The 22,780-nt window shown below is 57.6% G+C and carries 16 protein-coding genes; 7 read left to right on the top strand and 9 right to left on the bottom strand.

All coding sequences use genetic code 11. The annotated features are described in order from the left end of the window. Window positions 1-171: 171 nt before the first annotated feature. The 7 genes from FIU93_RS21710 (at window position 172) to FIU93_RS21680 (ending at window position 10,068) form a co-directional block, all read left to right on the top strand. On the top strand, window positions 172-2,796 hold the full coding sequence (locus FIU93_RS21710) for a caspase family protein (RefSeq protein WP_173017377.1): 2,625 nt from the start codon (window positions 172-174) through the stop codon (window positions 2,794-2,796). 168 nt (window positions 2,797-2,964) lie between these two features. Next, entirely contained in the window at window positions 2,965-3,159 is a 195-nt protein-coding gene (locus FIU93_RS31615) for a hypothetical protein (RefSeq protein ID WP_209010195.1), read from the top strand. Window positions 3,160-3,164: 5 nt separating this feature from the next. After that, a complete protein-coding gene (locus FIU93_RS21700) occupies window positions 3,165-4,790 on the top strand; it encodes a caspase family protein (RefSeq protein WP_083660549.1) in 1,626 nt (541 codons plus the stop codon). 161 nt (window positions 4,791-4,951) lie between these two features. Further along, on the top strand, window positions 4,952-5,632 hold the full coding sequence (locus FIU93_RS21695; RefSeq protein WP_208984155.1) for a hypothetical protein: 681 nt from the start codon (window positions 4,952-4,954) through the stop codon (window positions 5,630-5,632). Between the two features lie 128 nt (window positions 5,633-5,760). Beyond that, window positions 5,761-7,566 carry an adenylate/guanylate cyclase domain-containing protein gene (locus FIU93_RS21690; RefSeq protein ID WP_286202373.1) on the top strand — a complete coding sequence of 602 codons (1,806 nt, stop codon included), beginning with the start codon at window positions 5,761-5,763 and terminating at the stop codon, window positions 7,564-7,566. A 280-nt stretch (window positions 7,567-7,846) separates the two neighbouring features. Beyond that, entirely contained in the window at window positions 7,847-9,664 is a 1,818-nt protein-coding gene (locus tag FIU93_RS21685; RefSeq protein WP_173017376.1) for a M23 family metallopeptidase, read from the top strand. 107 nt (window positions 9,665-9,771) lie between these two features. Beyond that, complete coding sequence (locus tag FIU93_RS21680) at window positions 9,772-10,068, top strand: PAAR domain-containing protein (protein WP_031268781.1); 297 nt, start codon at window positions 9,772-9,774, stop codon at window positions 10,066-10,068. A gap of 91 nt (window positions 10,069-10,159) precedes the next feature. Here the strand turns inward: FIU93_RS21680 and tssH are convergent, their stop codons facing one another. From tssH to FIU93_RS21635, 9 genes are all read right to left on the bottom strand, one after another. Beyond that, on the bottom strand, window positions 10,160-12,967 hold the full coding sequence (gene tssH / locus FIU93_RS21675; protein WP_152506722.1) for a type VI secretion system ATPase TssH: 2,808 nt from the start codon (window positions 12,965-12,967) through the stop codon (window positions 10,160-10,162). A gap of 25 nt (window positions 12,968-12,992) precedes the next feature. Continuing rightward, a complete protein-coding gene (gene tssG, locus FIU93_RS21670) occupies window positions 12,993-14,570 on the bottom strand; it encodes a type VI secretion system baseplate subunit TssG (RefSeq protein WP_152506721.1) in 1,578 nt (525 codons plus the stop codon). Continuing rightward, window positions 14,567-16,564 carry a type VI secretion system baseplate subunit TssF gene (tssF, locus tag FIU93_RS21665; RefSeq protein WP_075282573.1) on the bottom strand — a complete coding sequence of 666 codons (1,998 nt, stop codon included), beginning with the start codon at window positions 16,562-16,564 and terminating at the stop codon, window positions 14,567-14,569. The genes tssG and tssF overlap by 4 nt, the downstream gene beginning before the upstream one ends. Then, window positions 16,561-17,112, bottom strand: a complete 552-nt coding sequence (gene tssE, locus FIU93_RS21660) for a type VI secretion system baseplate subunit TssE (RefSeq protein WP_022999369.1) — start codon at window positions 17,110-17,112, stop codon at window positions 16,561-16,563. The genes tssF and tssE overlap by 4 nt, the downstream gene beginning before the upstream one ends. Window positions 17,113-17,256: 144 nt before the next feature. Next, the gene (locus tag FIU93_RS21655; RefSeq protein WP_022999368.1) at window positions 17,257-17,742 is read right to left on the bottom strand and encodes a type VI secretion system tube protein Hcp; all 486 of its coding nucleotides are present in this window, start codon (window positions 17,740-17,742) and stop codon (window positions 17,257-17,259) included. 204 nt (window positions 17,743-17,946) lie between these two features. Further along, window positions 17,947-19,470, bottom strand: a complete 1,524-nt coding sequence (tssC, locus tag FIU93_RS21650; protein ID WP_022999367.1) for a type VI secretion system contractile sheath large subunit — start codon at window positions 19,468-19,470, stop codon at window positions 17,947-17,949. Further along, entirely contained in the window at window positions 19,471-20,025 is a 555-nt protein-coding gene (tssB, locus tag FIU93_RS21645) for a type VI secretion system contractile sheath small subunit (RefSeq protein ID WP_022999366.1), read from the bottom strand. Window positions 20,026-20,296: 271 nt separating this feature from the next. Then, a complete protein-coding gene (locus tag FIU93_RS21640; protein ID WP_152506720.1) occupies window positions 20,297-21,580 on the bottom strand; it encodes a type VI secretion system ImpA family N-terminal domain-containing protein in 1,284 nt (427 codons plus the stop codon). A gap of 116 nt (window positions 21,581-21,696) precedes the next feature. Continuing rightward, a complete protein-coding gene (locus FIU93_RS21635) occupies window positions 21,697-22,401 on the bottom strand; it encodes an OmpA family protein (protein ID WP_168686947.1) in 705 nt (234 codons plus the stop codon). Between the last annotated feature and the right edge of the window lie 379 nt (window positions 22,402-22,780).

Raw genomic sequence — 22,780 nt, 5'->3', positions numbered from 1 at the left:
CCTCCGTGTGAGTTCCATCACAGACAGGCAGCAGCTCTAGCGCGATAGTTACACGCGGATTTAAGCGCTGAGGACGTTATGCAGAAACGGGATTATCGACCTCTTGCCACACGAGTTGGCAAATCTATGACCTCCACCAAGCCTGTGGGCCGGTTGAGGAAAGCTGTCAGGATGGGCCTTCTGAGCCTGCCGGTGGGTGCTGCTCTTGCATTGCCTTCCGCCCAGGCGATGGCACAGACCGAGGACGGGCGCAGGGTTGCGCTGGTCATCGGCAACCAGGAATACCAGTATGTGACCCCGCTGGAAAATCCCGTTACGGACACGACGGAAATCGCCAGGATCCTTCGGGAGGCCGATTTTGATGTGACGATCGGCACGGACCTCAACAAGAAGGATCTGGAGCAGGTCGTACGCCGGTTCCTGCGAGAACTGAATGACGGCGACACGGCGCTGTTCTACTATTCCGGTCATGCGCTTCAGGTTGGCGAATCCAATTTCATTCTTCCTGTCGACGCCAAACTGTCCTCTCAATACGACCTGGAATTCGAAAGCCTCAAGGTGTCCCATCTGCTGGACTACATGAAGGCCGCTTCCAGCCTGCAGATCGTCATGCTTGACGCCTGCCGGGACAACCCGTTCGAAATCGCAAGCCTGTTTTGGGGCGAGGAAGAATATTCGCTCGGAAAGACCAGAGGGCTGCGCCGGATTCCGAACAAGCTCGGCACATTCATCTCCTATGCCACGCGTCCTGGTCAGGTTGCCTACGACGGCAAGGGGCCGATGAGCCCGTTCACCTCTTCTGTGGTCGAAAATGCTCTTGATCCGGCGCTCGAGATCAAGGACCTGATGACCAAGGTTCGCGATGACGTGGTTCGCAAGACCGGCGGCCAGCAGATCCCATATGAGGATTCAACGCTCGTCACCAGCTTCTATTTCGTACCGCCCAAACCGGCTCCGATCGTGACTGCCCATCACAGGGTCAGTGTATCTGCATCGGCTGAATCCGTTCCGATCAGCATCCCCGAACCGGTTCAGCCGGAAGGTGGAACGCTGAAGGCGAAGCTCACCTTGCTACCTGAAAAAGGTACCTTGAAGCTGCCGGGAGGCCGGGCCGTTGCTGAGGGGGACGTGATAGATGCGGCAGAGCTTGCCAGTCTCGAGTTCTTTCCGGAAGGCTCGAAACCCGGCGACGTGGAACTGATCTCCTACGAAGTAGAGGACCAATGGGGTGGTTCTGCATCCGCGATCGCCTCAATTACGGTCGCACAGGCCGAAGCGCCGGTGCAAAACGAGCAGGTGGAGGAAAACCGCACAAAGCGGCTTGAAGCTCTCCTGTCATGGCTGGGCAACACGGCCTCAAAGGGAGCGGTAGAAGCTGATATCGGCACCGGCCCCGTAAACGTCTATCCGGATGCGCCTGTCGAGGATCTGCCGGCAACAAGCGACTGGCTGAAGGTTGTCTCTGTCGATACGGACCTGCAGCTTGCTTCCGACAACCGCTTGCTGCAGGCCGGCGACCGTTTTCCTGTTTCTGCGCTCGCGACGTTGACCGTCCGTCCGCAGATCGGCAGCGAAAGTGAAGCGCGGAAATTTGCTCTGGAATTGCCGGCTGTCCAAGGAACGCCTGCAAGAACCATCACGCAGATCGTTCAACCCCGTGTAACGCAGTGCGATCGCCTGGCAACCCAGCCTTTCGATTTGCAGGCGGTTACGGAAGGACGGCTCGCCAACGATCTGGATGCGGCGGCTGTGGATACGGCCTGCGCCGAAGCGATGGCTGCTTACCCGGAGATCGGCCGGTTCGTCTTCCAGCGCGGCCGTGGAGCATTTGCTGCCGGTAACCTGCAACAGGCTGTCGGTTACTTTGAACAGGCCTACCAGATGGGACATGTTCGTGCCGGCCAGGTGCTGGGGCGCATGTATTTCCTGGGTGCGGGGATCGATCGTGACCGCGAGAAAGCTGTCGACCTATACCGCAAGGCTGCGGAGCGGGGAGACGCCTATGCTCTGCATTCGCTTGGTATGGCCGAGATCAAGGGCGAAGGCACGGCCCAGAACGAAAAGGACGGCCTGGACAAACTGCTACAGTCGGTGGAGGCAGGCCACACGTTCTCGTTCAATGCCATTGGCGGTTTCTACCTGAATGGCCAGCATGTGGAAGAAAACATCGACCGCGCCGTTTATTACTACAATCGCTCGGCATCGCGGAACGACATTTATGGCTACCTGAACATGGGGACGCTGTACCGCGATGGTAAAGGTGTGCCGCAGGACTATGAAGCAGCACTTGGCTGGTTCATGAAAGCACATGAAGGCGGGCATCCCGCAGCAGGCACGGCTATCGGACTGCTTTACTACAATGGCCAGGGTGTTGAGAAAAATGCGGAAGAGGCAACTCGCTGGTTCCGTGAAAGCGCCCAGCGCGGAGATCCCTGGGGTGCATTCAACACCGCGTGGATGCTTGGCCAGCAAGATGGCGATGCCGCAGGCCAGGACCGTGTTCGCATGCTTGCCATGGCTGTGGCTGTTGAACCGTCTTCGCAGGCTGCCGAGCAGGCAAAGACCGCTCTCGGCGATGCGCGGAAAAACCTCAAGGCAAAGGTGTTGCAACAGACCCTGACCGATCTCGGTTTCGATCCAGGACCGGTTGACGGGCAGCCGGGACGGAAAACCCGTGAAGCCCTGGCCGACTTCTTTGAAGCCTCTGGACGGGCGCCTTCCGAAGGCGATGAGGCCCTGATTGCACTGGTAAAGCATCAGTGGGAACAGAACCGTCCCAGATATGATCTGTTTTAATCGTTGAGGGAGATATTCAGATGAAATCGTTCTTGTACTTATTGCCAGTCACAGGACTGCTGACGCTGATGGTGGCAGGATGCCAGACACAGCAAAACCCGGCCCCGCAAGGTGTCAGGCAGCCTGCGACCACGAGCCCGACGACCAATAGGGCTTCGAGACCTACCTATGATCCGATCAACGATCCTAGCGCTCAAGACCGCAACAACGGCAATAGCGGTGGCGGCAATAGCGGCGGCGGAAATAGTGGAGGAGGAGGCAACAGCGGCGGCGGAAGTGGCGGCGGTGGCGGCGGCGGCGGTGGCGGTGGCCCAAGTGGCGGCGGCGGCGGTAGCTGGGGCTAACCTCGCACAGAAAAGGTAACACCGATGAATGTTCCATTTGGCCTGGCGTCCGGACGATATTTCTGGGCCAGAGTGTGCAGCCTGTTTCTTATCGCAGTGAGCTTTGGCTCGACAGCGGAAGCCGGACAGTGGCGAGCACTCGTTGTGGGCGTCGACGCCTATCAGCACGTTTCTCCCTTGAAGGGGGCGGTCAATGATGCGCGAGACATCGCCGAAACACTGACAGCTGCCGGTGTTACCGACCTGACCACGCTATACGATGCCGATGCGTCGAGGCAGGCAATCCTTTCGTCGTGGCAGGATCTCATTTCCCGCGCGGACGCTGATGATGTTCTTGTTTTGTCCTATGCTGGGCATGGGGCACAGGAGCCCGAGTGGGTAAAGGGTTCGGAAGAAGACGGCATGGACGAAGTCTTCCTTCTGGCCGGTTTCGATATTGCAGCTCCGGGTAATGGCGAGAGACTGCGAGACGATGACATCGCCGCAATGCTCCGGGCTGCCGGTGGACGCAGTGTTCTGGTTCTGGCAGATAGCTGCCACTCAGGCACAATGACCCGATCCGTGGACCCGCGTATCACACGGCTGGGGACGCGGCTGGTTGGTTTACCACCGTTCGAGAACGACGCCCTTCGCTCTCAACCTCTTCCGCCCATGCTGGCCGGAAACGCGCAGCAGTCAGGCGATGTCCAGGACCTTCCCAACGTTATCTACGTAGGCGCTACTGTCGATGGACAGGTCATCCCGGAACTTTTGATTGCAGGTGAACCGCGCGGTGCCTTGAGCTGGGCCTTCGCGCGCGGTGTCGAGGGAAGGGCGGACCTGGATCGTGATGGCGGTATCTCCATGGAAGAGCTCAGCCTGTTTCTCAAGGAAACCGTGCGGGTCGCAACGGAGGGACGCCAGTCGCCCAGCCTGACCATGAGCGGTGACAGCCGCGCCGCTGTCCTGCCGCGTGTCAACGAGCAGATATTCGCACATGAAAACGGCGTCTTGACCCTGTCTGCGAGCACCAATGCTGCCACACCGGTATTGCAGCAGCTGGCCGGCAAACAGGAGGGCCGCCTGAAGGTCGTTGAAGATGGGACCGCGGATCTGTTCTGGGATGTGGAAGAAGGCGACGTCCTGACCAAATTTGGCGACGTGGTGCTGCGCGGCAAGGCGACCAACATCGACCGGTTTTCCGATGTTGTGACCAAATGGGGTTTTCTGACCGATCTTTATGCCTTGTCGCGGGAGCGCCAGCCTATTGAAGGAACACTCCAGCCGTCAGTCGGTCATATCCCTGAAGGAGATGCGTTCAAGGTTGGTCTTAAATCGGACCAGGCAGGCAATATGGCCGTGTTTGCACTGGAAGCAGACGGCACGCTTCGTCTGCTTGCCCCCAACAAGAAGGCAGACCCGCTTGGCAAGGACACCACGGTTCAGGCAGCCAAGCCTTATGTGTTGAACTTGAGGGCTGCCCTGCCGTTCGGTGCGGACCATATCGTTATGGTACGGGCGGCCAAACCGATGCCTCAATTGGTCGGCGTGTTGGCTGCACTCGATGGCAAACCTCTGAGCGCCGAGTTGACACCAAAATTGCTTGAGTTGATTGGCCAGTATGCAGATGCTGTGGGTATTGCCGGTGTCTACACGGAGCCCGCCGGCTGACACGCGAGGTCTCCTTCTATCTTGTTGCGCTTGAAAAGAATTTTTGTGACCATGGCCACACTCATTTCGCCATCCTCTGGTAATATCGAACCATAGTCAGCGCTGGGCTGCGTCGAAAAGGCCGGGCGTATTTGGAATGACCAGGGAATCAGGAGCCCTTCATGAAACGGATTTTGAAGCATGCCTGTTCAAGGCGAAGTTTGCAGGCCACGAGTGCTCTCGCGGGTCTGATGTTTGCGCTGTCCGCCGGATCTGCACTAGCGGATCCGATTGCGCTGGTGCTGGACAAGTCGGAAGGTGTTGATGTGTCCGCGTTTACCGAGCTAATGCCTGGTGACGTAGTCGATCTCGGCGCTACCGGACATGTTGACCTGCTGGACTATTCCGCGTGTCAGGAAGTCAGGATTCAGGCCGGTGTGCTCAAGGTATCTTCCGAGGGATACACCGCAGAAGGTTCTGAACAGAAAGTTCTGAGAGCGGGTAACTGCTTGCAGGCAGACAGCGGAACCGACAGCGAAAAGGCTGACAAAGGTCTGACCGTCACGCTGCGTGGCCTTACACTGGAAAACAAGAAAGCTGCGTCATTGATGCTGCGGTTCGACAACAAGCTGCGCGATCAATACGACACGGTGTTTGTTTCCTTTGGGGGCGGTGAACCCAAGCGCTTCGATATGCTCGACAATATTCTGACCGATATGCCGAACCGTGAGCCGGAAGACGAGGCCGTTGAGGTTGAGCTGTTCCTGCAAGGCAAGGCGCCAGACTATGGTGTCGTCATGCGCACGATCACTATCGACCCGGTCCAGGTTGGACGGAAAACCGCTGTCGTCATCGTGAAATGATATTTGGCGGCCGGTTCGCGGACGCAGCCATTGGACGAAAACAGCTCATCTTGCTCATCGCACTCGTTGCGGTAGGGGCTGGGATCGCCATCGGTTTATCCGCTCAAAAGGCCATCTGGGAAGGGTGGGTGACAGACCGCCTGTTCCAGATCAAGGCCCTCATGGACAACAAGGAGCAGGCAGGTCCTGCACCTGTTGTCGTGGTCGGCCTTGATCAAAAAGCGCTTAACTCCGACCGGTTGGCACCAATACCGCGGGTTCTGATGACCCCGGTTCTGGCAGAGGCCGGACAAGCCATGCTGAATGCCGGCGCGGTGGCGCTGGGCTATGACTTTGTATTTGCCTATAGTGCGGACGGCTTTGTGGATCCCAGCACCGGCGAAGCCAGATTGAAAGGTTTTGACCTGGCATTTCAGCGGTTCCTCTATCAGAACCGCGGCAAGGTGTTCATTGCTCACACCGAAATAGGCGTACCTCAACGCATGTTTTCCGCTGCAGCCGGTGAGGGCGGTGTCAGGTCGGTTATCGTTTCAACTGACAGCGACGGTGTGGTGCGACGACACGAGCCGCATTCACCTCTCACCGCTTCGCCACATCTGATCGATGCGCTTTTGGGTATCGCAGGTGTCGAGGTCGCTGAAACCTACATTCCGGTGCCATCCGCCCGCCTCGCAACGTCCGTTCCGTATCTTTCGCTTATCGATGTTCTGCAGCTTCTGGATAGTAAAGAGGGCAGGCAGGAGCTTGCCCGTTTTGCAGAAGGCCGCATCGTACTGTTCGGCGGGCTGTTGCCCTATGAAGACGAGCATCTTTTTTCTGACCGTTTCCTGCCTCATCTGCCAGAACAGCTGGCAGAAACGGGGCCAAGCGGGCGACCGCGCGTACAGCCGCAAACCGCCGGTGTATTTGTACTGGCCGATTTCATCGGCTCGCCTATCGCCGGAAGGATCGTGACCGAGCCTCCCGCTGGTCTCGTCCCCGCATTTGCGGTCATCTTTGCCGTGGTTGGCGCGCTCGCAGGTCTGTCGCTTCCGCTGGTCGTCTTACCTGTTGTGGCTGTCGGCGGAGTGCTTTGCGGACTGGGCGTGAGCCTTGGCAGTATGGAGCTCGGTATGTTTCCTTCGCCAGGCGTTGCTCCGGTTGCCTTCGTCACCGCGACAATCATCGCGGCTGTCGGGAAGGTAGGCATCCTACAGCGCCGGCAGAGGTCTCTGGTGAGGCTCTTCGGTCACTACCTTGCCCCGGATGTCATCAAGCTGATGGCGAGTTCCGAACAATTGCCGGCGCTTGGTGGGGAAACCCGGCATGTCGTCGTGGCCTTCATCGATATCGTCGGCTTCACCAAGATGTCGGAAAAACTCGCCGATAAGGATGTGGTGCGCGTGGTCAATTCCTGTTTCGACAGGATCGGACAGGTGATCACCGCTCACCAAGGGTATATCGACAAGTATATCGGCGACGCGATCATGGCGGTCTGGAACGCACCCAATACGGTCGAGCATCCCGAAAAATCGGCTGTCGATGCCGCAACAGAAATCATAAATCTGCTAGACAAATTGCGCGAAATCACCGGACAACCACCGCTGGACCTGCGCATAGCCCTAAACGCCGGACCGGTTCTGGTGGGCGACATCGGTGGTGAACATCGCCGTTCCTTCACCGTCATGGGTACCACCGTCAACACGGCAAGCCGGGTCGAATCCGTTGCCAAGGACCACAAGGTTCGTCTCGCAGTCAGTCAATCGGTCGCCGAGAAACTGCCTTCGTCCTATCCGGTTGCTGAGATCTGGAAAGGACAATTGCGTGGTCTCAGTTCTGACATCACCGTTTACACTCTGGATCTACCTGAAATGTACATGGAGCCGGAAGAAAAACGGACGATCGCGCGGCAGGAACAGGACAGGAGCAAGCTGGTCACGTTTCCGCGCTCCTGACGAAGCGCTTTCAAACACAGCATTTTTTGCATCTTTCCCAATCATCCTGCATGATCGGGATATTGATTTTCGGCAGCCTGAGCAGCTGCGACGCTGCGCTTAAGGTCTCACAATGGTCCAATGGCCTGACAACCAAAATCCGGGTGCTCATCGCCCAGAGTTTGACAGGACCGTGATCCGTCCGTCGCAAAAGGCGCCACAAGCTGGCCCTACCGCTACACCACCACCAAAGCCAGGAGCTGCGCCGGCCAAGGGGGCGGCTCCGAAACGGTCACCCATTGTGCTTTATGCTGCAATGGCCATCGGGTTCCTGGTGCTGGGCGGTGCTGCTGGCGGCATTGCCCATCTGATCTCCTCCGGCGCGATATCCCTGTCACCCCCCGAGGAAATAGGGTTACAGGAGATCGCCGAAGCGGTGACGGACAGCGCCTCTCCGGAAAATGCTCCGCAGCAAGATCCGGACGAAACCGTCGCCAATGATCAAGCCCTGGAACAGGATGTTGATGACACTGCGTTGACCAACGAGGAGGATCTCGATGTTCCGGCCGATCCGTTTTTCGACATGGCCCTCTCTGCTGTCATTCCGTTGGCGGGCGACCCGGTCCTTTTGAAGGATGGTGCCGCCAATCGGCGGATAGACTTGTCGGAGCGTCCAGTGCCAGCCGCTGCGATCGGGGACGGTGCTGCATCGGTACCGTCTGTTGCCGCATATGTGCTGGACAGCCAGATGCTGGACGATGACGGCAACCTTGTTATACGCGCACCGGGTAGTGAGGCGGACTTTCAGTTCGGCAATTTCGGGGGCGGGGATGAGGCCGAGGGCATAGTCGTTGAAGAAGATGCGCAGCCCGCGGACGATGGTTCTCCCGATTTGCCGGTGTTTCTGAAACCGTCAACTGACACGTTGAACCTCTATCTCACCGAGCGTCCCATCGGTCAGGGGCCCAGCCGGGTCGAAGTACGCGAGGAGGTAGCAAAAGCGGCTACGCTCAAGGATTTCCTGAAAGGCAAAGGCTTCGACGAGGAAGTCCTGGATTCGCTGGTGGAATTCGTCAAGGACAACTTTGACAAAAGCGATTTGATCGCAGGCGACAAGATCGCGGCGCGTGGTATTCGCATGCCGAACAAGGTAGGCCGGATTGGCGATTATTATCGGCCTGTCCAGATTTCGATCTACGGCCGGGAAGGGTATATCGGTACAGCCGCCTATTCGGTCGGAAGAGATGGGGACGGGTATGTAGCCGGCGCCGATCCCTGGTTTGGCAAGACGATCGTGGAACAGAAGATCGCGGGTGAGGAGGCAACTCAACCTGCCAACTCGCATCGCTTGATCGACGGTGTTTATGCCACTGCAGTCCGCAATGCCGTGCCCGCTTCTATCGTGGGCGAGGCAATCGCATATTTGGCACCCATGACCGACCTCAAGCGGTCGATCAAACCAGATGAGAGAGTCACTCTGGTATTCACGGACAGTGCTCGAGACGAGAAGCGTGGCGGTGGCAGGGTGCTCTTTGCCGGTGTTCGGCGTGGGGACGACTGGTCCGTTCGCTGCTACGTGCTGAAAGCGCCCGGTAATCGCGGTTTTGCCTGTGTGAACGAAGGTGGCAAGGTTAGCTTGTCCGGCGCCATGCTTGTCCCGGTCAAAGGTGTTCTGACATCGAAGTTCGGCATGAGATTTCATCCGATCAAGAAAACGGAACGCCTGCATGCCGGTGTCGATTGGGCGGCCCCCACGGGAACTGCGATCCACGCGGCCTTTTCCGGAAAGGTCACCTATCGCGATGTTCGAGGCGGGTATGGCAATTTCATTGAACTCACCCACAAGGACGGAATTACCAGCCGCTACGCGCATATGCATGAATACGCCGATGGCATCCAGCTGGGGTCTGTGGTTCAGGCGGGTGATCTGATTGGTTACGTCGGAACTACCGGGCTTTCCACCGGACCGCACCTTCATTTCGAAATCAGGCACAGGGGAGAGCCGACAGACCCGCTGGCCTTTGAAATGGAGACGGGAGCGGAAGCACCGCAGTCTGTCGGAGGCAAGGATCTGCAGGAATACCGGACGGTGATTGCAGACATTTTGAGCGTGCAGTGAAACAGGACTTGCGGAAGCGCTGAAATACGCCAGACTGTGATCCAGGTCCCAGTATTTGTCGCAGGAACGTTCATTCTGGCAAGAGTGGAACAACGCACGAGGCTGCCATGACCAGACCAGCTGCCCGCCTGGGCGATTTTCATATGTGCCCGATGACACCCGTTCCGCCGGGGTTGCCAATTGCGCCACCATGCAAGATCAACGTCCTGATCGGCAAGCGTCCTGCTGCGAGAATGACGGACCTTTGCGTGTGTGTCGGCCCTCCGCCCGCAAATGTCGACCCCATTATCATGGGGTCGCTGACTGTTCTTATCGGAAGTTTGCCCGCGGCCCGCATTGGCGATCCGACAGCCAAGGGTGGCGCGATCACGACCGGGGAATTTACCGTTCTTATCGGGGGCTGAACCAGGACCAGCGACAATCACGCAGATTTCCGGGCAGAATCGAAACGCCGGACAGGTGGGAGAACCTGTCCGGCGTTTTTGTTGGTTGATGTCAGCTGGCCGGCTCGATTTCGATACCGGTTTCCGTCGCTTTCAAGGTCACGCCCTTCAGTTCTTCGCCGTTCATTTGCGCCGTGAGGAAAGCACGCGACAGCTTCGGCAGAAGGTCGTTGGTCAGGATGTTGTCGATCATGCGGCCACCGCTGTCCGGGTCGCGGCAGAGTGAAACGATATGGCTCACCACGTCGTCGCCATAACTCAGCACGGCATCCCGGTTCTGTTTGACCCGTTTGACAATACGGTTGAGCTGAAGCCGGACGATGAACCCGAGCATGGATGGTGACAGCGGATAGTAGGGGATGGTCACGATACGGCCGAGCAGGGCCGGCGGGAACACGTCGAGCAACGCTGGTCTCAAGGTTTCCGCGAGCTTCTCCGGATCCGGCGCGTTCGGGTCGGTTGCCGCAAGGTCTGGATCACTGGAAACCGGCGCATCCAGCATGTGACTTGCTGCATTCATGATGATGTCAGTGCCGACATTCGAGGTCAGCAGTATCAACGTGTTGCGGAAGTCGATCTTGCGGCCCATGCCGTCTTCCATCCAACCCTTGTCGAAGACCTGGAAGAAGATCTCGTGAACATCCGGATGAGCCTTTTCGACTTCGTCCAGAAGGACGACCGAGTAAGGCTTACGCCGCACGGCTTCGGTCAACCGGCCGCCTTCGCCATAGCCTACATATCCCGGAGGAGCGCCTTTGAGACCGGAAACGGAATGTGCTTCCTGGAATTCGGACATATTGATGGTGATCAGACTTTCCTCGCCACCATAAAGGGTCTCGGCAAGGGCCAGAGCGGTTTCGGTTTTACCGACACCGGAGGGGCCGCACAGCATGAACACGCCGATGGGCTTGTCCGGATTGCCCAACTGGGCGCGGCTGGTCTCGATGCGCTTCGAGATCATTGCCAGGCCATGGGCCTGACCGATCACGCGCTTGTTGAGGCTGTCGGTCAGCGTCAGGATCGTCTGCATTTCGTCCTGCACCATCCGGCCGACCGGAATGCCGGTCCAGTCGGAAATGATGCTGGCAACAGCCTCATCGTCGACATAGGCATAGACCATGCGATCATCTTCGGGGATTTCGGAAAGCTCAGTGCGCATCGCCTGGAGCGCTTCGCGAATGGCGTCTTCGTTGGTCAGGTCGACGTCAAGTTCAAGCTCGATCTCGTCGATCGGAACTAGAGCGGGCTTGTCGTGCTGCGGATCTTCGATTGCCTCGCTTTCCGGATGAGGCGCAGGTTCAACACCGCGAAGCTTTGCAAGAGCGGCATTCAAACGCCGGATTCCGGCTACCAGTTTCCGCTCGTTTTCCCACTGATTGCGGACAGTCTCAATGTCGCTTTCGGTTTCTGTAATCGCTTTGGACAGTGCCTCGAGCTGTTCCTGATGCTCCAGGCCCAGTTCGGCATCGTTGGTCAGGGCCTTTTTCTCTGTCTCCAGAAAACCTTTTCGGGCAACCAGGTCCAGCAACCGGGCCGGCTGTGCTGCTTGCGAGATGTTGACGCGTGCCGAGGCGGTGTCGAGAACGCTGACAGCCTTGTCCGGCAGCTGGCGCGCTGGAATGTAGCGATGTGACAAAGATACCGCTGACCGCACAGCGCTATCGAGGATGCGAACCTGGTGATGATCTTCCATCGGGCCAAGCAGGCCGCGCACCATGGCAAAGCACTTTTCCTCGTCCGGTTCGTCAACCTGCACGGGCTGGAAGCGCCGTGTCAGGGCCGGGTCTTTTTCAAAATGCTGGCGGTATTCCGACCACGTCGTGGCTGCGACGGTCCTGAGTGTGCCGCGGGCAAGTGCAGGCTTCAGAAGGTTGGCTGCATCGCCCGTTCCGGCAGCGCCGCCGGCTCCGATCAATGTGTGGGCTTCATCAATGAACAGGATCGTCGGCACGATGGAACCATGGACGGCATCAATGACCGCGCGCAGACGTTTCTCGAATTCGCCTTTCATCGACGCGCCGGCCTGAAGCAAGCCGAGATCCAGCGCACAAAGGCGGGTGCCCAAGAGCGCGGGCGGAACATCCCCGGCAACGATTTTCTGTGCAAAGCCTTCGACGATAGCCGTTTTGCCGACCCCGGCTTCGCCGGTCAGGATCGGGTTGTTCTGGCGGCGGCGCATCAGAACGTCGATGACTTGCCGGATTTCTTCGTCGCGGCCGACGATCGGATCGAATTCCTTTGCCCGCGCACGAGCTGTGAAATCTACCGTGAACTGGCTGAGTGCATCTTCCCCGGGGCCGCCTGCCGCGAGCGGCTCTGCGCCCGGTTCGCCTGCTGCGCTACCGGAGGCTGGACTTGAACCGTCGATGGGCCTCGCCCGCACTTCACCGGATGATCCGGCGATGGCGTCAAGGTTGTTCGCGATTTCATCGTGCTTGAGCTTGTTGAGAGCCTTGGACAGCTGGAAAAGCTGCGTTCGGGTGCTCTCTTCGCCAAGCATGAAAAGAAGGACATAGGCCGTGCGGATCTTGTAGTCGCCGTATGCCAGCGTGCCAACGAACCAGGCTCCTTCCAGCGCTTCGCGGAAAGGCTTGGACATGGACGGAAGTTCGGTCTGGTTGATCTTGAACTCTGCAAGCGCGGCCTGCAGGTCCTTGTCAAGGGTGCCGAGATCGACGTCGAAATGCCGCAGAATATGAAATACATCAGAATTTTCGTTGCGGATCAGATAGTAAAACCAGTGGACCAGCTCGAGATGCCGGTGGCCGGCATCCTTCGTAAGCCTCATGGCCTTGTCCAGGCTGTCGTAGGCAGTTGAGTTGGTCTTGTTGACAACTTTTTCAACCGTAATGTCATTCATAATATCGGTCCTTCAGACTTGAGACCTATTGGTAGACTGTGGTGTGGCGACGCACAGGCCGGAAACGGGTGTCGGTAAGCATTTCTTCTTCTTCGGCCTCCAGGTCAGTATCGTCGTCGGGGCCGGAAGCGGCGGGCTTCAGCCAGCCGATATGTCCAAGCGTTGCGGAGTTGTTGGCATCCATCCGGACAGCGGATGCGCATCTCTTCGGCAGCGCAAGTTCAATTTCATATTCAATTTCCAGACCCAGATAAAAATCGATGAGGTCGAAAAGCTTCTCTGTCCAGGGATTGGGTCTTGCCCGGGTTGGCGGGAGAAACTGCCGATATTCCTCCAGACTGCTCGTGAAAATCCTGATCCGGATCTTGTCACTCACACTATAGACCTTGGATCCAACGATCGTGTCGGCGCCAAGTTGCCCGGCTCCGCCTGGCCCGAAACCTCCAAGCTTGAGCTGATCGTCCTTGTCCAGATGCAGCCACGTCCCGACACATTGATCAATCTCTACCCGGACATCGAAAACGCCCGTGATGAGGGCCTTCAGACGAGCGGCGCTCTTTGTCTTGGGGGCCATAAGGCCCGCGTAGAGCAGCTTGAGCCGATCGTCGATCCTGTCGAGGTCCCGGTAAAACGGGGTGCCGATGCCGATCGCCGACCCGAGATAGGCGAGAAACCGGTCGTCGTCTGGACGGTCATGTTGAACGATCGGTCTGGCATCGGCCCACGCGCGGTAGAACAACTGCACGAAGCGGTTGTTGAACAGGTCAAGGAATCTTGGAAAACTGTCATCGCCTCTGAGTCCGCGCATGATCGCTTCGTCGGTATAGGCGGATGGCAGAGCGCCTTGCGGTCCAAGCAAACCAAGGAAGCGTTCCAGCAAGACCAGGCCGCCGTCACCGTCCTTTGTCGCACGCTCAATGGTCGACGTGGCGAATTCGCTGGACGGGTCCTGACCGAAGCGAACGATGTCTTCCATCATGCGCCGGCTCTTGCCGATCCTGGGTGGAGCGGGCTCATCGGCGTTCTTCGGCTTAATTCCGCTTTCTGATATTCCCGGAGCGGTCTGGCCTTCGAGCATTCTCAGCACTGCCAGCAGATCATGTCCACCTGGATGCTTCTCGATGCGGTCCCCAAGGGCTGCAAGCAACGACGCGTATTGCTGCTGGACCGGCACCTCGATACGCGGGCTTTCCGGTACTGCGTCCTCAGCTGTTGGATCAGACGCAGTCTCTTCGGCCTGCGTTTCAATCACCTCTTCCGTAACCTCGGCAGGGGTCTCCGCCGGAGGATCGATTTGTGGGGCAGGCGTTTCTGGTTGGGTGTCGGCAGGTGAGGGAGCGGCGTGTTCTGGCGATGTGATCGCGGCAGATTCAATCGCGGGCGATTTGAGCGCGGGCGCTTCTGTCTCGTCCGCAGGTGTGTTGTTGTCCTGCGGTTTTACGGTCCAGATATCGTCAGCGTCGGCCTTCTCATCAGTCTCGACTGCCGTCGCCGTCTCCTCTTTGATCGGCCATGCCGGGGCCTTCCGGGAGGATGAAGGCACAACGGTCTTGTCCCGTGCAACACGGGTCTTCGTCAGATCCTTGTCTGCCGGACCGCTCATAGAATTCCTTTCGCACCGATCCGCGGAGGCCACTTCATGATAACGCCGCGCTCTGTCGTTGCGATCACACACTGCGTGAAGTGATTGATGGAGGCGTATTCGGCGACAAACCGATCTAGGACAGCCCCCATCAGAAAGGCACTCGCCCCTTCAAAAGCCTTGTCATCGAGCGTGATCGTGATTTCGAGCCCCCTGGCGACACCTGTCCCGGACTTCTGTTGCAGGCGGCGCACAACTGGCCTTGTCGAAACCGACCGAACCGACTGGGCCTGCCGGTCTGCTGAACTGTCGGAAAGTGGCGCGAAGACGCTCAGCACATCGCGGAAAGACCGACCGTCCTGACCTGCCGCATCGTGCACAAGGCCGGTATGGTTCAAGGCCAGAATGTTAATGAGCCGCCAGGCAATAGCGCCAGCGTGGCCCTGTTCGCCTAGTCTTTCATTGTAGGAAAGAAGCGGCGGCCTCGGGGACGTCGGTCCGGCGACACAATCTACCTTGAGGCCGATATCCTCCAGTATGCGGAAATCCCCAATCTCGGACTTGTCCGGGTTGGTTCCCACGGGGAGATCTGCGGCTAGCGACCGGTTGGATGCCAATACCTTTAGTGATAGTTCCGAAAGACGTTTCTTGCCGGTTTGCAGCAGGGCGGCAGCCTGCGCTCCGCTTGAGATAGAGATGAAGGTTTCTGTACCTATGTAGTGGCTCGGCTGCATGCGCCGGATTTCGGAAGACGACTGGCGTCGCGGCAAACGACGAATGGTATAAAACCACTCGTGACCGGCTTTTTCAGTGTCTGGTGCAACGCTGTAGAGCGGCTCTACCGGTCGTTTCTCGCCTCCTGAGAAGTGGGCGGAAACTTCAGTGACGGCATGCACTTCATAATCCAGTGGCCGTGTCCGGTCCGTTATGACAGCAAACTCGTGCTGCCCTTTCTTGATCGGCACCCGGTCAGTCTGCCTTTCGAACAAGTTGACGGCCGGCGCTGAGTGAAGCGCGAAAATCTTGCGTTCAACGTGAGCAGGCAACCGGTTTTCTGCTTCATCGAACACGAAGACCAGATCGAATGCTTTTGCCTTGACCCTATCCAGGTAACGGCGCAGACCCGTCAGACGGAACCCGAGGAAGCTGCGCGGAAAGTTGAAATAGTCGCGCAAGTGATCAAAGCCGGTGAACAGGCGCAAGTCGTTGTGCAAGAGGGAATCTTCTTCATCGAAACCCAGCTGCTCGATGGCATCGACGGGCAGGCGCTGCAGGCTGGCCTGACCGAAGGCGTCCTCGGTACGGATGTAGAGCGCGATTGTATGTCCGAAGATCTGTTCATAGACCTTCGCAGCCAGATCCAGAGGTCCGATCAACCGGACGGGAAGTGAATCGATCCGACAGCCGGCCACCTGGTATTCAGGTTTCTTCAAGGCTTCTTCGGCTGAAACCTCGTTTTCCGGATCCTCGGACATGCGGTGTGTGAACGTGATGGACAGACCTGCGCGCGTGCGTCTGTCTTCAGCCATCTCCGCACCGAGACCGGAGACCTGCGCAGCTGAGCTCAGGTACTTTGCAGATGTCAGCTCCAGGGGTGTCAGCGTAATAGGAGAGGTGAGAGTGAACCTGCAGCGAACCTCTCCCTGGCGTTCACGGAAGACGGCCTCCATGGGAGCATGGCGATCGACCTTTATGCCGTTGCGCAAATTCGCGTCGCCATATTTCGGCGTCACGCGGGCAAGTACCAGAGAGGGAATGGGTGCCAGCGCAGTTGGATATAGTTGTTCGAACAGGTTGGAAGTGAATTCGGCGAACTCATGCTTCATTTTCAGCTGCACGCGAGCTGACAGGAAGGCAGTACCTTCAAGCAATCCGGACAGCATGGGGTCGGAACGATCTTCCAGAAGCCCACCCAGGCGTTCTGCTACAGCAGGATAGGCCTCCGCGAATGACGCCCCTTGTTCCCGCAGGTAGGTGAGTTCCTGATTGTAGAGGTCGAGAAATTCCCGGTTCATGCAGTTGCCCCGATGATCTTGATACGACCGAAAGCAGGGTCGACGTCGGCAACGAATTCACTCGCGACCCGGATCGGATCGCAGCGTATTTCTGCCTTGATGAGAAATCTTACCTTGAAGGTATCGCTTTCGACCTTGTCGTCGCGCTCGACCTTGAGCGTGCGCGGGTCCATGCGCGGTTCGAAATGGATGAGGGCCTGTCGGATGTCTTCGGCAAGTCGATCAATGCGAACGCTGTCAACAATATGGACAGAAAGGTCCGGCAACCCGTAATTGATGATCGAGCTCTCAACTTCCGGAAAATCGGAAAGGTCCTGAGTGGAATTGAGGTTGACCGTATTGAGGAGCGCCTGCAGATCTTGCCGGACTTCGGAAAGCAGCGTGTGTTCAGAGACACCGTAGGATCTGGAAAGCCGCCGACCGGACCTGAGGTTGGCGCCGTTCTGTGCTTCTTTTTGCCTGTCCTGTGCGGCCTTGTAGTCTGGGTCGTCCATTGCACGGAAGGCCCACATCAGCGGGGAGTGCATTTTCACATTTGATTTAGCCATCGGCCAAGCCCACGCTGACTGCTGCCCCGGAAATTCCTAAGTATGACCGTGGTGGTGCCGCTTCGAAAGTTGAAAGTCCGCATCGCCGGTCCAAACCAAAGAAGGCTGCCGCGCCGAAGCGCGGCAGCCCTGCAGGCCGAAGCCTTATTTCTTTTCGTTTGCTGCAATGTCCCAGGCAAACTCGGGGGCTGCGCCCTTGGAGCCGTCCGGCTTCTGTTCGGTGTAGATGTACTTGTACTCACCGAAGTTCAGCGTGACGCTCTCCGTGATGCGATCGTCGGAGCCACTGCCGCCGGTCGAAACGTTGGTCACGATAATGTCCTTCATTTCGAGCTTGATGTATTCCAGCGGGTTATCACCGGCAGCCTTGCGAACAAAGAGAGTGCCTTTGGTGATATGCTTGCCAGTCGACACGTGCTGCAGAAGCACAGGGGTGGATTTGTCGACGAACTTGGTGATGCTCAGATCCTGGAAGTGTGCCTTGCCGGAGCCGGAGCCCGAACCCATGTGGGTGGTGCCGGACTGGGAAGCGCCCCAGGACCAGGAAAGGACGTCAATCTTGTCCTTATGGGTCTTGTCCTGTGCTTCGCCTTTGATACCTTCAAGTTCCAGATAAAAATCGACGGCCATTTTAATAGATCCTCTTGGTTGTTGAGGGCCAGGTAAATGTTCCTGGCTCAAACTCTGCTATTCCTGACAACTACCTCGGACCTCGCGGTCCAAACCCCTAGGCGCTTGCGCACCTTGTTTGTACCTCCGCCCGGGAAAACCGGGCTGCATCCCGTGGGATGCATGCCGGGGGGCGGGCTGCCGCCCCGCCGGCAATTTGTGAAATCAATTACCGTCTTGCGGAATGCGGGACGCCAGGCTCATGCCGATGTCCATGCCTTCCAGCTGATAGTGCGGACGAAGGAAGAACTGGGCCCGGTAATATCCGGGGTTTTCCTCGTCGGGCACGATAGTGACCTTGGCTTCCCGCAGCGGCTTGCGCGCCTTGGTTTCCTCGGTCGAGTTGTCCGGATCACCATCGACGTAGTCCATGATCCAGTCATTCAGCCAACGCTGCAGCTGCGCCGATTCCTTGGTCGAACCGATCTTGTTGCGCACCATCACTTTCAGGTAGTGGGCGAAACGAGTGGTCGCGAACATGTAGGGCAGGCGGGCAGACAGGTTGTCCGATGCCGTTGCATCCTTGCCGTCCGGTCCGGAGAACTGGCGCGGTTTGAAGACGGACTGAGCTCCAAGGAAGGCTGCCTGGTCCGTATTCTTGCGGTGGATCAGCGGGATCAGGCCCAGACGGGAGATCTCGTGTTCGCGCCGGTCGGAAATCGCGATTTCCGCAGGGCACTTCTGGTCCACACCGCCATCGTCGGTTTCAAAGACGTGGGTCGGCAGGTTTTCCACCAGACCACCGCTTTCGACGCCGCGGATGCGCACAGTCCAACCGAATTCCTTGTAGGCACGGTTGACGTTGGTTGCCATGGCATAAGCCGAGCTCATCCAGGCGTAATTCTCGTGGCTGTCTTCGCCGAACTCTTCTTCGAAGGCGAATTCTTCCACCGGGTCGGACTTCGCACCGTAGGGCTGGCGAGCCAGCACGCGGGGCATTGTCAGACCAAGGTAACGGGAGTCCTCGGATTCCCGCAGCGTCCGCCACTGGGCATGGATCTCCGTATCGAAGATCTTGGACAGATCACGCTTGGCCGGCAGTTCCGTCCAGCTGTCCATCTGCATCAGTTGCGGATTGGCCGCTGCCAGGAACGGTGCATGGGCTGCCGAAGCGATCTTTGCCATGCCGCGCAGCACGGTGATGTCCTGCGGGTCGTAGGAGAACTCATAGTCACCCACGAGACAGCCGTAGGGCTGACCACCCAGTTGGCCGAATTCGGCTTCATAGATCTGTTTGAACAGCGGGCTCTGATCCCACTTGGCACCACGGTAGCTCTTGAACACGCCTGCAAGTTCTTTCTTGGAGATGTTCAGGAACTGAAGCTTGAGCGAAGCGTCGGTTTCAGACTGGTGCACGAGGTAATCGATCCCGCGCCAGGCACTCTCAAGTGTCTGGAACTCCTCGGCGTGAATGATCTCGTTCACCTGAGCCGTCAGTTTTTCGTCCAGCTTCGCGATCATCTCATCGATCGTGTCGTAGACGTCTTCCTTGATAAGCGCCTGATCGGACAGGGCTTCGGCGAGGAAGGTCGACATGGCGTTGTCAACCAGCTGATTGGCCGTATCGTTTTCGTTCTTGATCCGGAAATTCTGTTTCAGGATCGAGGCGAACTCCTCGGGGCTCTTCTCAACCGCAACTTCGCCGGCTGCTGCGCCACTTGCCTGGGCGCTGGTATCGGTGCTGCTCATTTATGCCTCCTCCGTGCCGTCGCCGTCTGCCTGCTTGTCGGCGGACGATGCCTTGTCGGCTTCGATTTTCTGAGCAAGTGCCTGCATCAGGGCCGGGTCCCGGGTCAGCTCCTCGAGCTGGGAGATCGCCTGGACACGTCCGTCCATCATGGTGCGCAATGCAGCCAGGCTGCGGCGTGCATCGAGCAGCTTCTTGAGTGCCGGAACCTGTTCGGCAACGCGTCCCGGGGTGAAGTCGTCCATGCTCTTGAAACGCAGCTGGACGCTCATTTTGGAGTTTTCTTCGCCGGACAGCTTGTCCTTCACGGTGAAGGAGGTGCCAGGTTCAATTGCTTCCATGCGTTTGGAAAAGTTGTCCATGTCGATGTCGAGGAACTTGCGGTCATCGATATCGGCTTTTTCCACGCCAGGGTTGTCGCCGGAAAGATCGGCCATGATGCCCATGACGAATGGCAGTTCCACCTTCTGTTCCGCGTCAAACGGATCTTCATAGAAAATGTGGACCCGCGGAGGTCTGTTGCGCTTGATAAAGCCTTGCCCGCTGTTCGATGCCATTGTACTTGCCTTTCATTTTCATGACCCAGAAGAAAAAAGGTCAATTTTAGTCAAATACTAGCGCGTAACTCTTGTTTGCTAATTGCTGTACTTAGGTCGGCGCTGCGTTTCGTTGATATCTATGTACTGCGTTTCTGGGGAACGGGAAGTGATCACGGTCACATGATCGATGGTTTATTTTTTTCTCGAAATATTGAGGACCCGTTGGCCATTGGTGTCAAGTAAGAAGCTGAAAACCCTAGGTAACATAGGGGTTGTAATGGCAGTTGAATCAGTCCTCCTCCGGCCTCAGGAAGAGGTTGAGAAGACCGGTGAATGAACCGGAACTCATATTCTGCGCCTCGTCCAGCAAAAGGGGGATCGGGCTGGTGGGTTCATTGGAAGAATAGTAACCCTTGACCGCCGCAATACCCTTCATGGCGTCACTTCGGCTTTCGATCACCATCACTGCGAAATCATCAATTTCGCCCAGTTCCCGGTCACCACCGTCGTTCAGGTCGATCAGTCGGTCGTTGGAAAGCTGTAACCCGCTCGCACCCAGAATCAGCGCTACGTCGTCGAACCTGCGCGGCATCAGTATTTTCAAGGCATCCAGGTAGGACTTGCCGACGAGGCCGCGAGCCTCGCGCACCAGAAACAGCGCCGGATGCGACGGTTCCCGGCTGGCGAAATAGTCTTCGACAGCGTCCAGAATCAGTTTTGCCTGGGCGGCATTCTTGATTTCTGATTGAGACGCCTGCGATGTGTCAGCTGCTGCTGCCTCTGCTGCAGTATCTTCAGACGAAGAGACCTCCGTCTCTTCAGGGGAGAGGCGTCCGAGCCGCTTGTTCAGTTCGGCATTCATCTCCTTCAGGAGAGTGGACAAGGCCTCATAATTGGGAGGAGCTGCTTTCGCGCCGCTCTCCTTGAGCTTTTCGGTGCACAGCTCGGCAATTGTCTGGAGTTCGTCCGGCAGGTCTCCAAGGTCCTTGAGGATCTCGTCGATAGCGTCCTGCTCGAGTTCGCCCGATGTCAGTGCAGCCTCAATCGCACCAAGTGAGATTGTATGCTCATCCGGACGTGCCGTGGCATCGCCGGCCGCAATCTGGATGGCGCGATAGCTGATGGGCCCTGTCCGTCTGGTTTTGAGCAGGGGCGCTGCTTCCAGCGGAAGAACGACCGTGGGCCTGTTGTTGAGGGATTCGAGCGCTCCGATTCGTTCCATGTGGCCGAAGTCGGCATCGCTTGGATGGACGTCGTCCCAATGGTTCTCCAACAGTTTGCGAATGATGCGAATCGAGTTCGCAAACGTATGGACTTGACCGCTCAGCAGACCGAACTGCGCGAGAATGACAAGCAGTCTCAAGTCTCTGGACTGCTTCAGGAAGCCGTCCATCTGCTTGAAGAGGTCGGTAAAGTCGATCTCGGATCGGTCGAATTCGCTGAACCGTTCCGGCAGCAATTCCTCACACGAATCCAGAAGTGCGGCAAAGGCGGGTTCGGTATCGTAGAGGTCCGGCCCGCAGCCAGCACCCGGCGCTACTTCAGTGCCGTAGGTTTCCGGATCGAAATTCATTCGTGCTCCCCAGCCCGGTATGCATTCCGGTGGTATGTCCGAGATCGGTCCCGGTTATTGTTCAGGAGACCCGGACCGGGAAAAGCTCCGGTCCGGCATGTCTGATGTGTGAATTATTACTGCTCGAGTACCAGCTTGCTTTCAACGCGGCGGTTTGCCGGATCGTTGACATCCGCAACCTTCGGCCGGGATTCGCCGTAGGCAACAGTTTTCAGCCGGTCCCGGCTGACGCCGAGGTTGACCAGATACTGCGTAACCGCCTGCGCACGGTCTTCGGAAAGACGCTGGTTGTAGTTGGTCGAGCCAATTCCGTCGGTATGGCCTTCGATCACGAATGTGGCTTTGGCCAGGTCGGGATCATTGATGCCCTTGGCAAACTCACGAAGGTTGGCCTGTGCGGACGTGCTGAGCTTGGCCGAGGCATATTCGAACGAAACCAGCAGGTTGAAGGCAGCGTCGATGGCGTTGGTTTCCGGATCGACCACAAGGGTCTGTTCCGTTTCACCACCTTCGGTCTTTGCGCCGTCCTGGGAGACTGCGACCTGGCCGCCTTCTTCCGGTTTGGCGTTCGGATTACATTCGTCGCGAGTACCGATACAAAGGGCTCGCGTTCCGCCAGCCGGCTTCAGTGAACGCGTTTTCAGTTGCTTGAAGTGCTTGCTGACTTCATCGGCCGAATAAGTGGCGTCCTGGGCAAAAGCCGGAGCGGTTCCAAGTGCCGGCAAGGCAATGGCAAGAGAAACGGAAGCAGCCAGGAGAGCGCGGCGAAGGCCGGTCCGAGCGGCATTGTTCCGGTCGAGCGAAAATACAGTAGGGGTCACGATTTCAATCCTCCCTTGTGGAGTGTTCAAAAGCGATGTCGCTTTGGGCTTCGAAATGGATCGTGCCATATGGATAAGAATAATAGTGTGGCGAAAGTCACTAAAGTGCGATTTGATGTCAGTATGTCGTTTTATCGGCAATAAGCAAGAGGAGAGCTGTTGGGGTGACGTCGGTGAGCAGGGTTGGTATTTAAAAGCAGCAGGCGGTGTTTTTTAGCCGCACTTGGGGAAGGGGCAAGTGCCTCCTCCTTCACAAAAGAGTTTGAAGTTCAAAGTATTTGCATCAAGTGTGTTCTTGAGCACACTATTTTTGCCGGAAACGCCTTAGTGTCTGAAACGTGGTAGCTGCCAGGCTGCCTTTTTGCAGAAAACCGCGTTA

Source organism: Labrenzia sp. THAF35, assembly GCF_009363595.1.
GTDB lineage: Bacteria > Pseudomonadota > Alphaproteobacteria > Rhizobiales > Stappiaceae > Roseibium > Roseibium algicola.
This window is presented reverse-complemented; position numbering and strand designations above follow the sequence as displayed.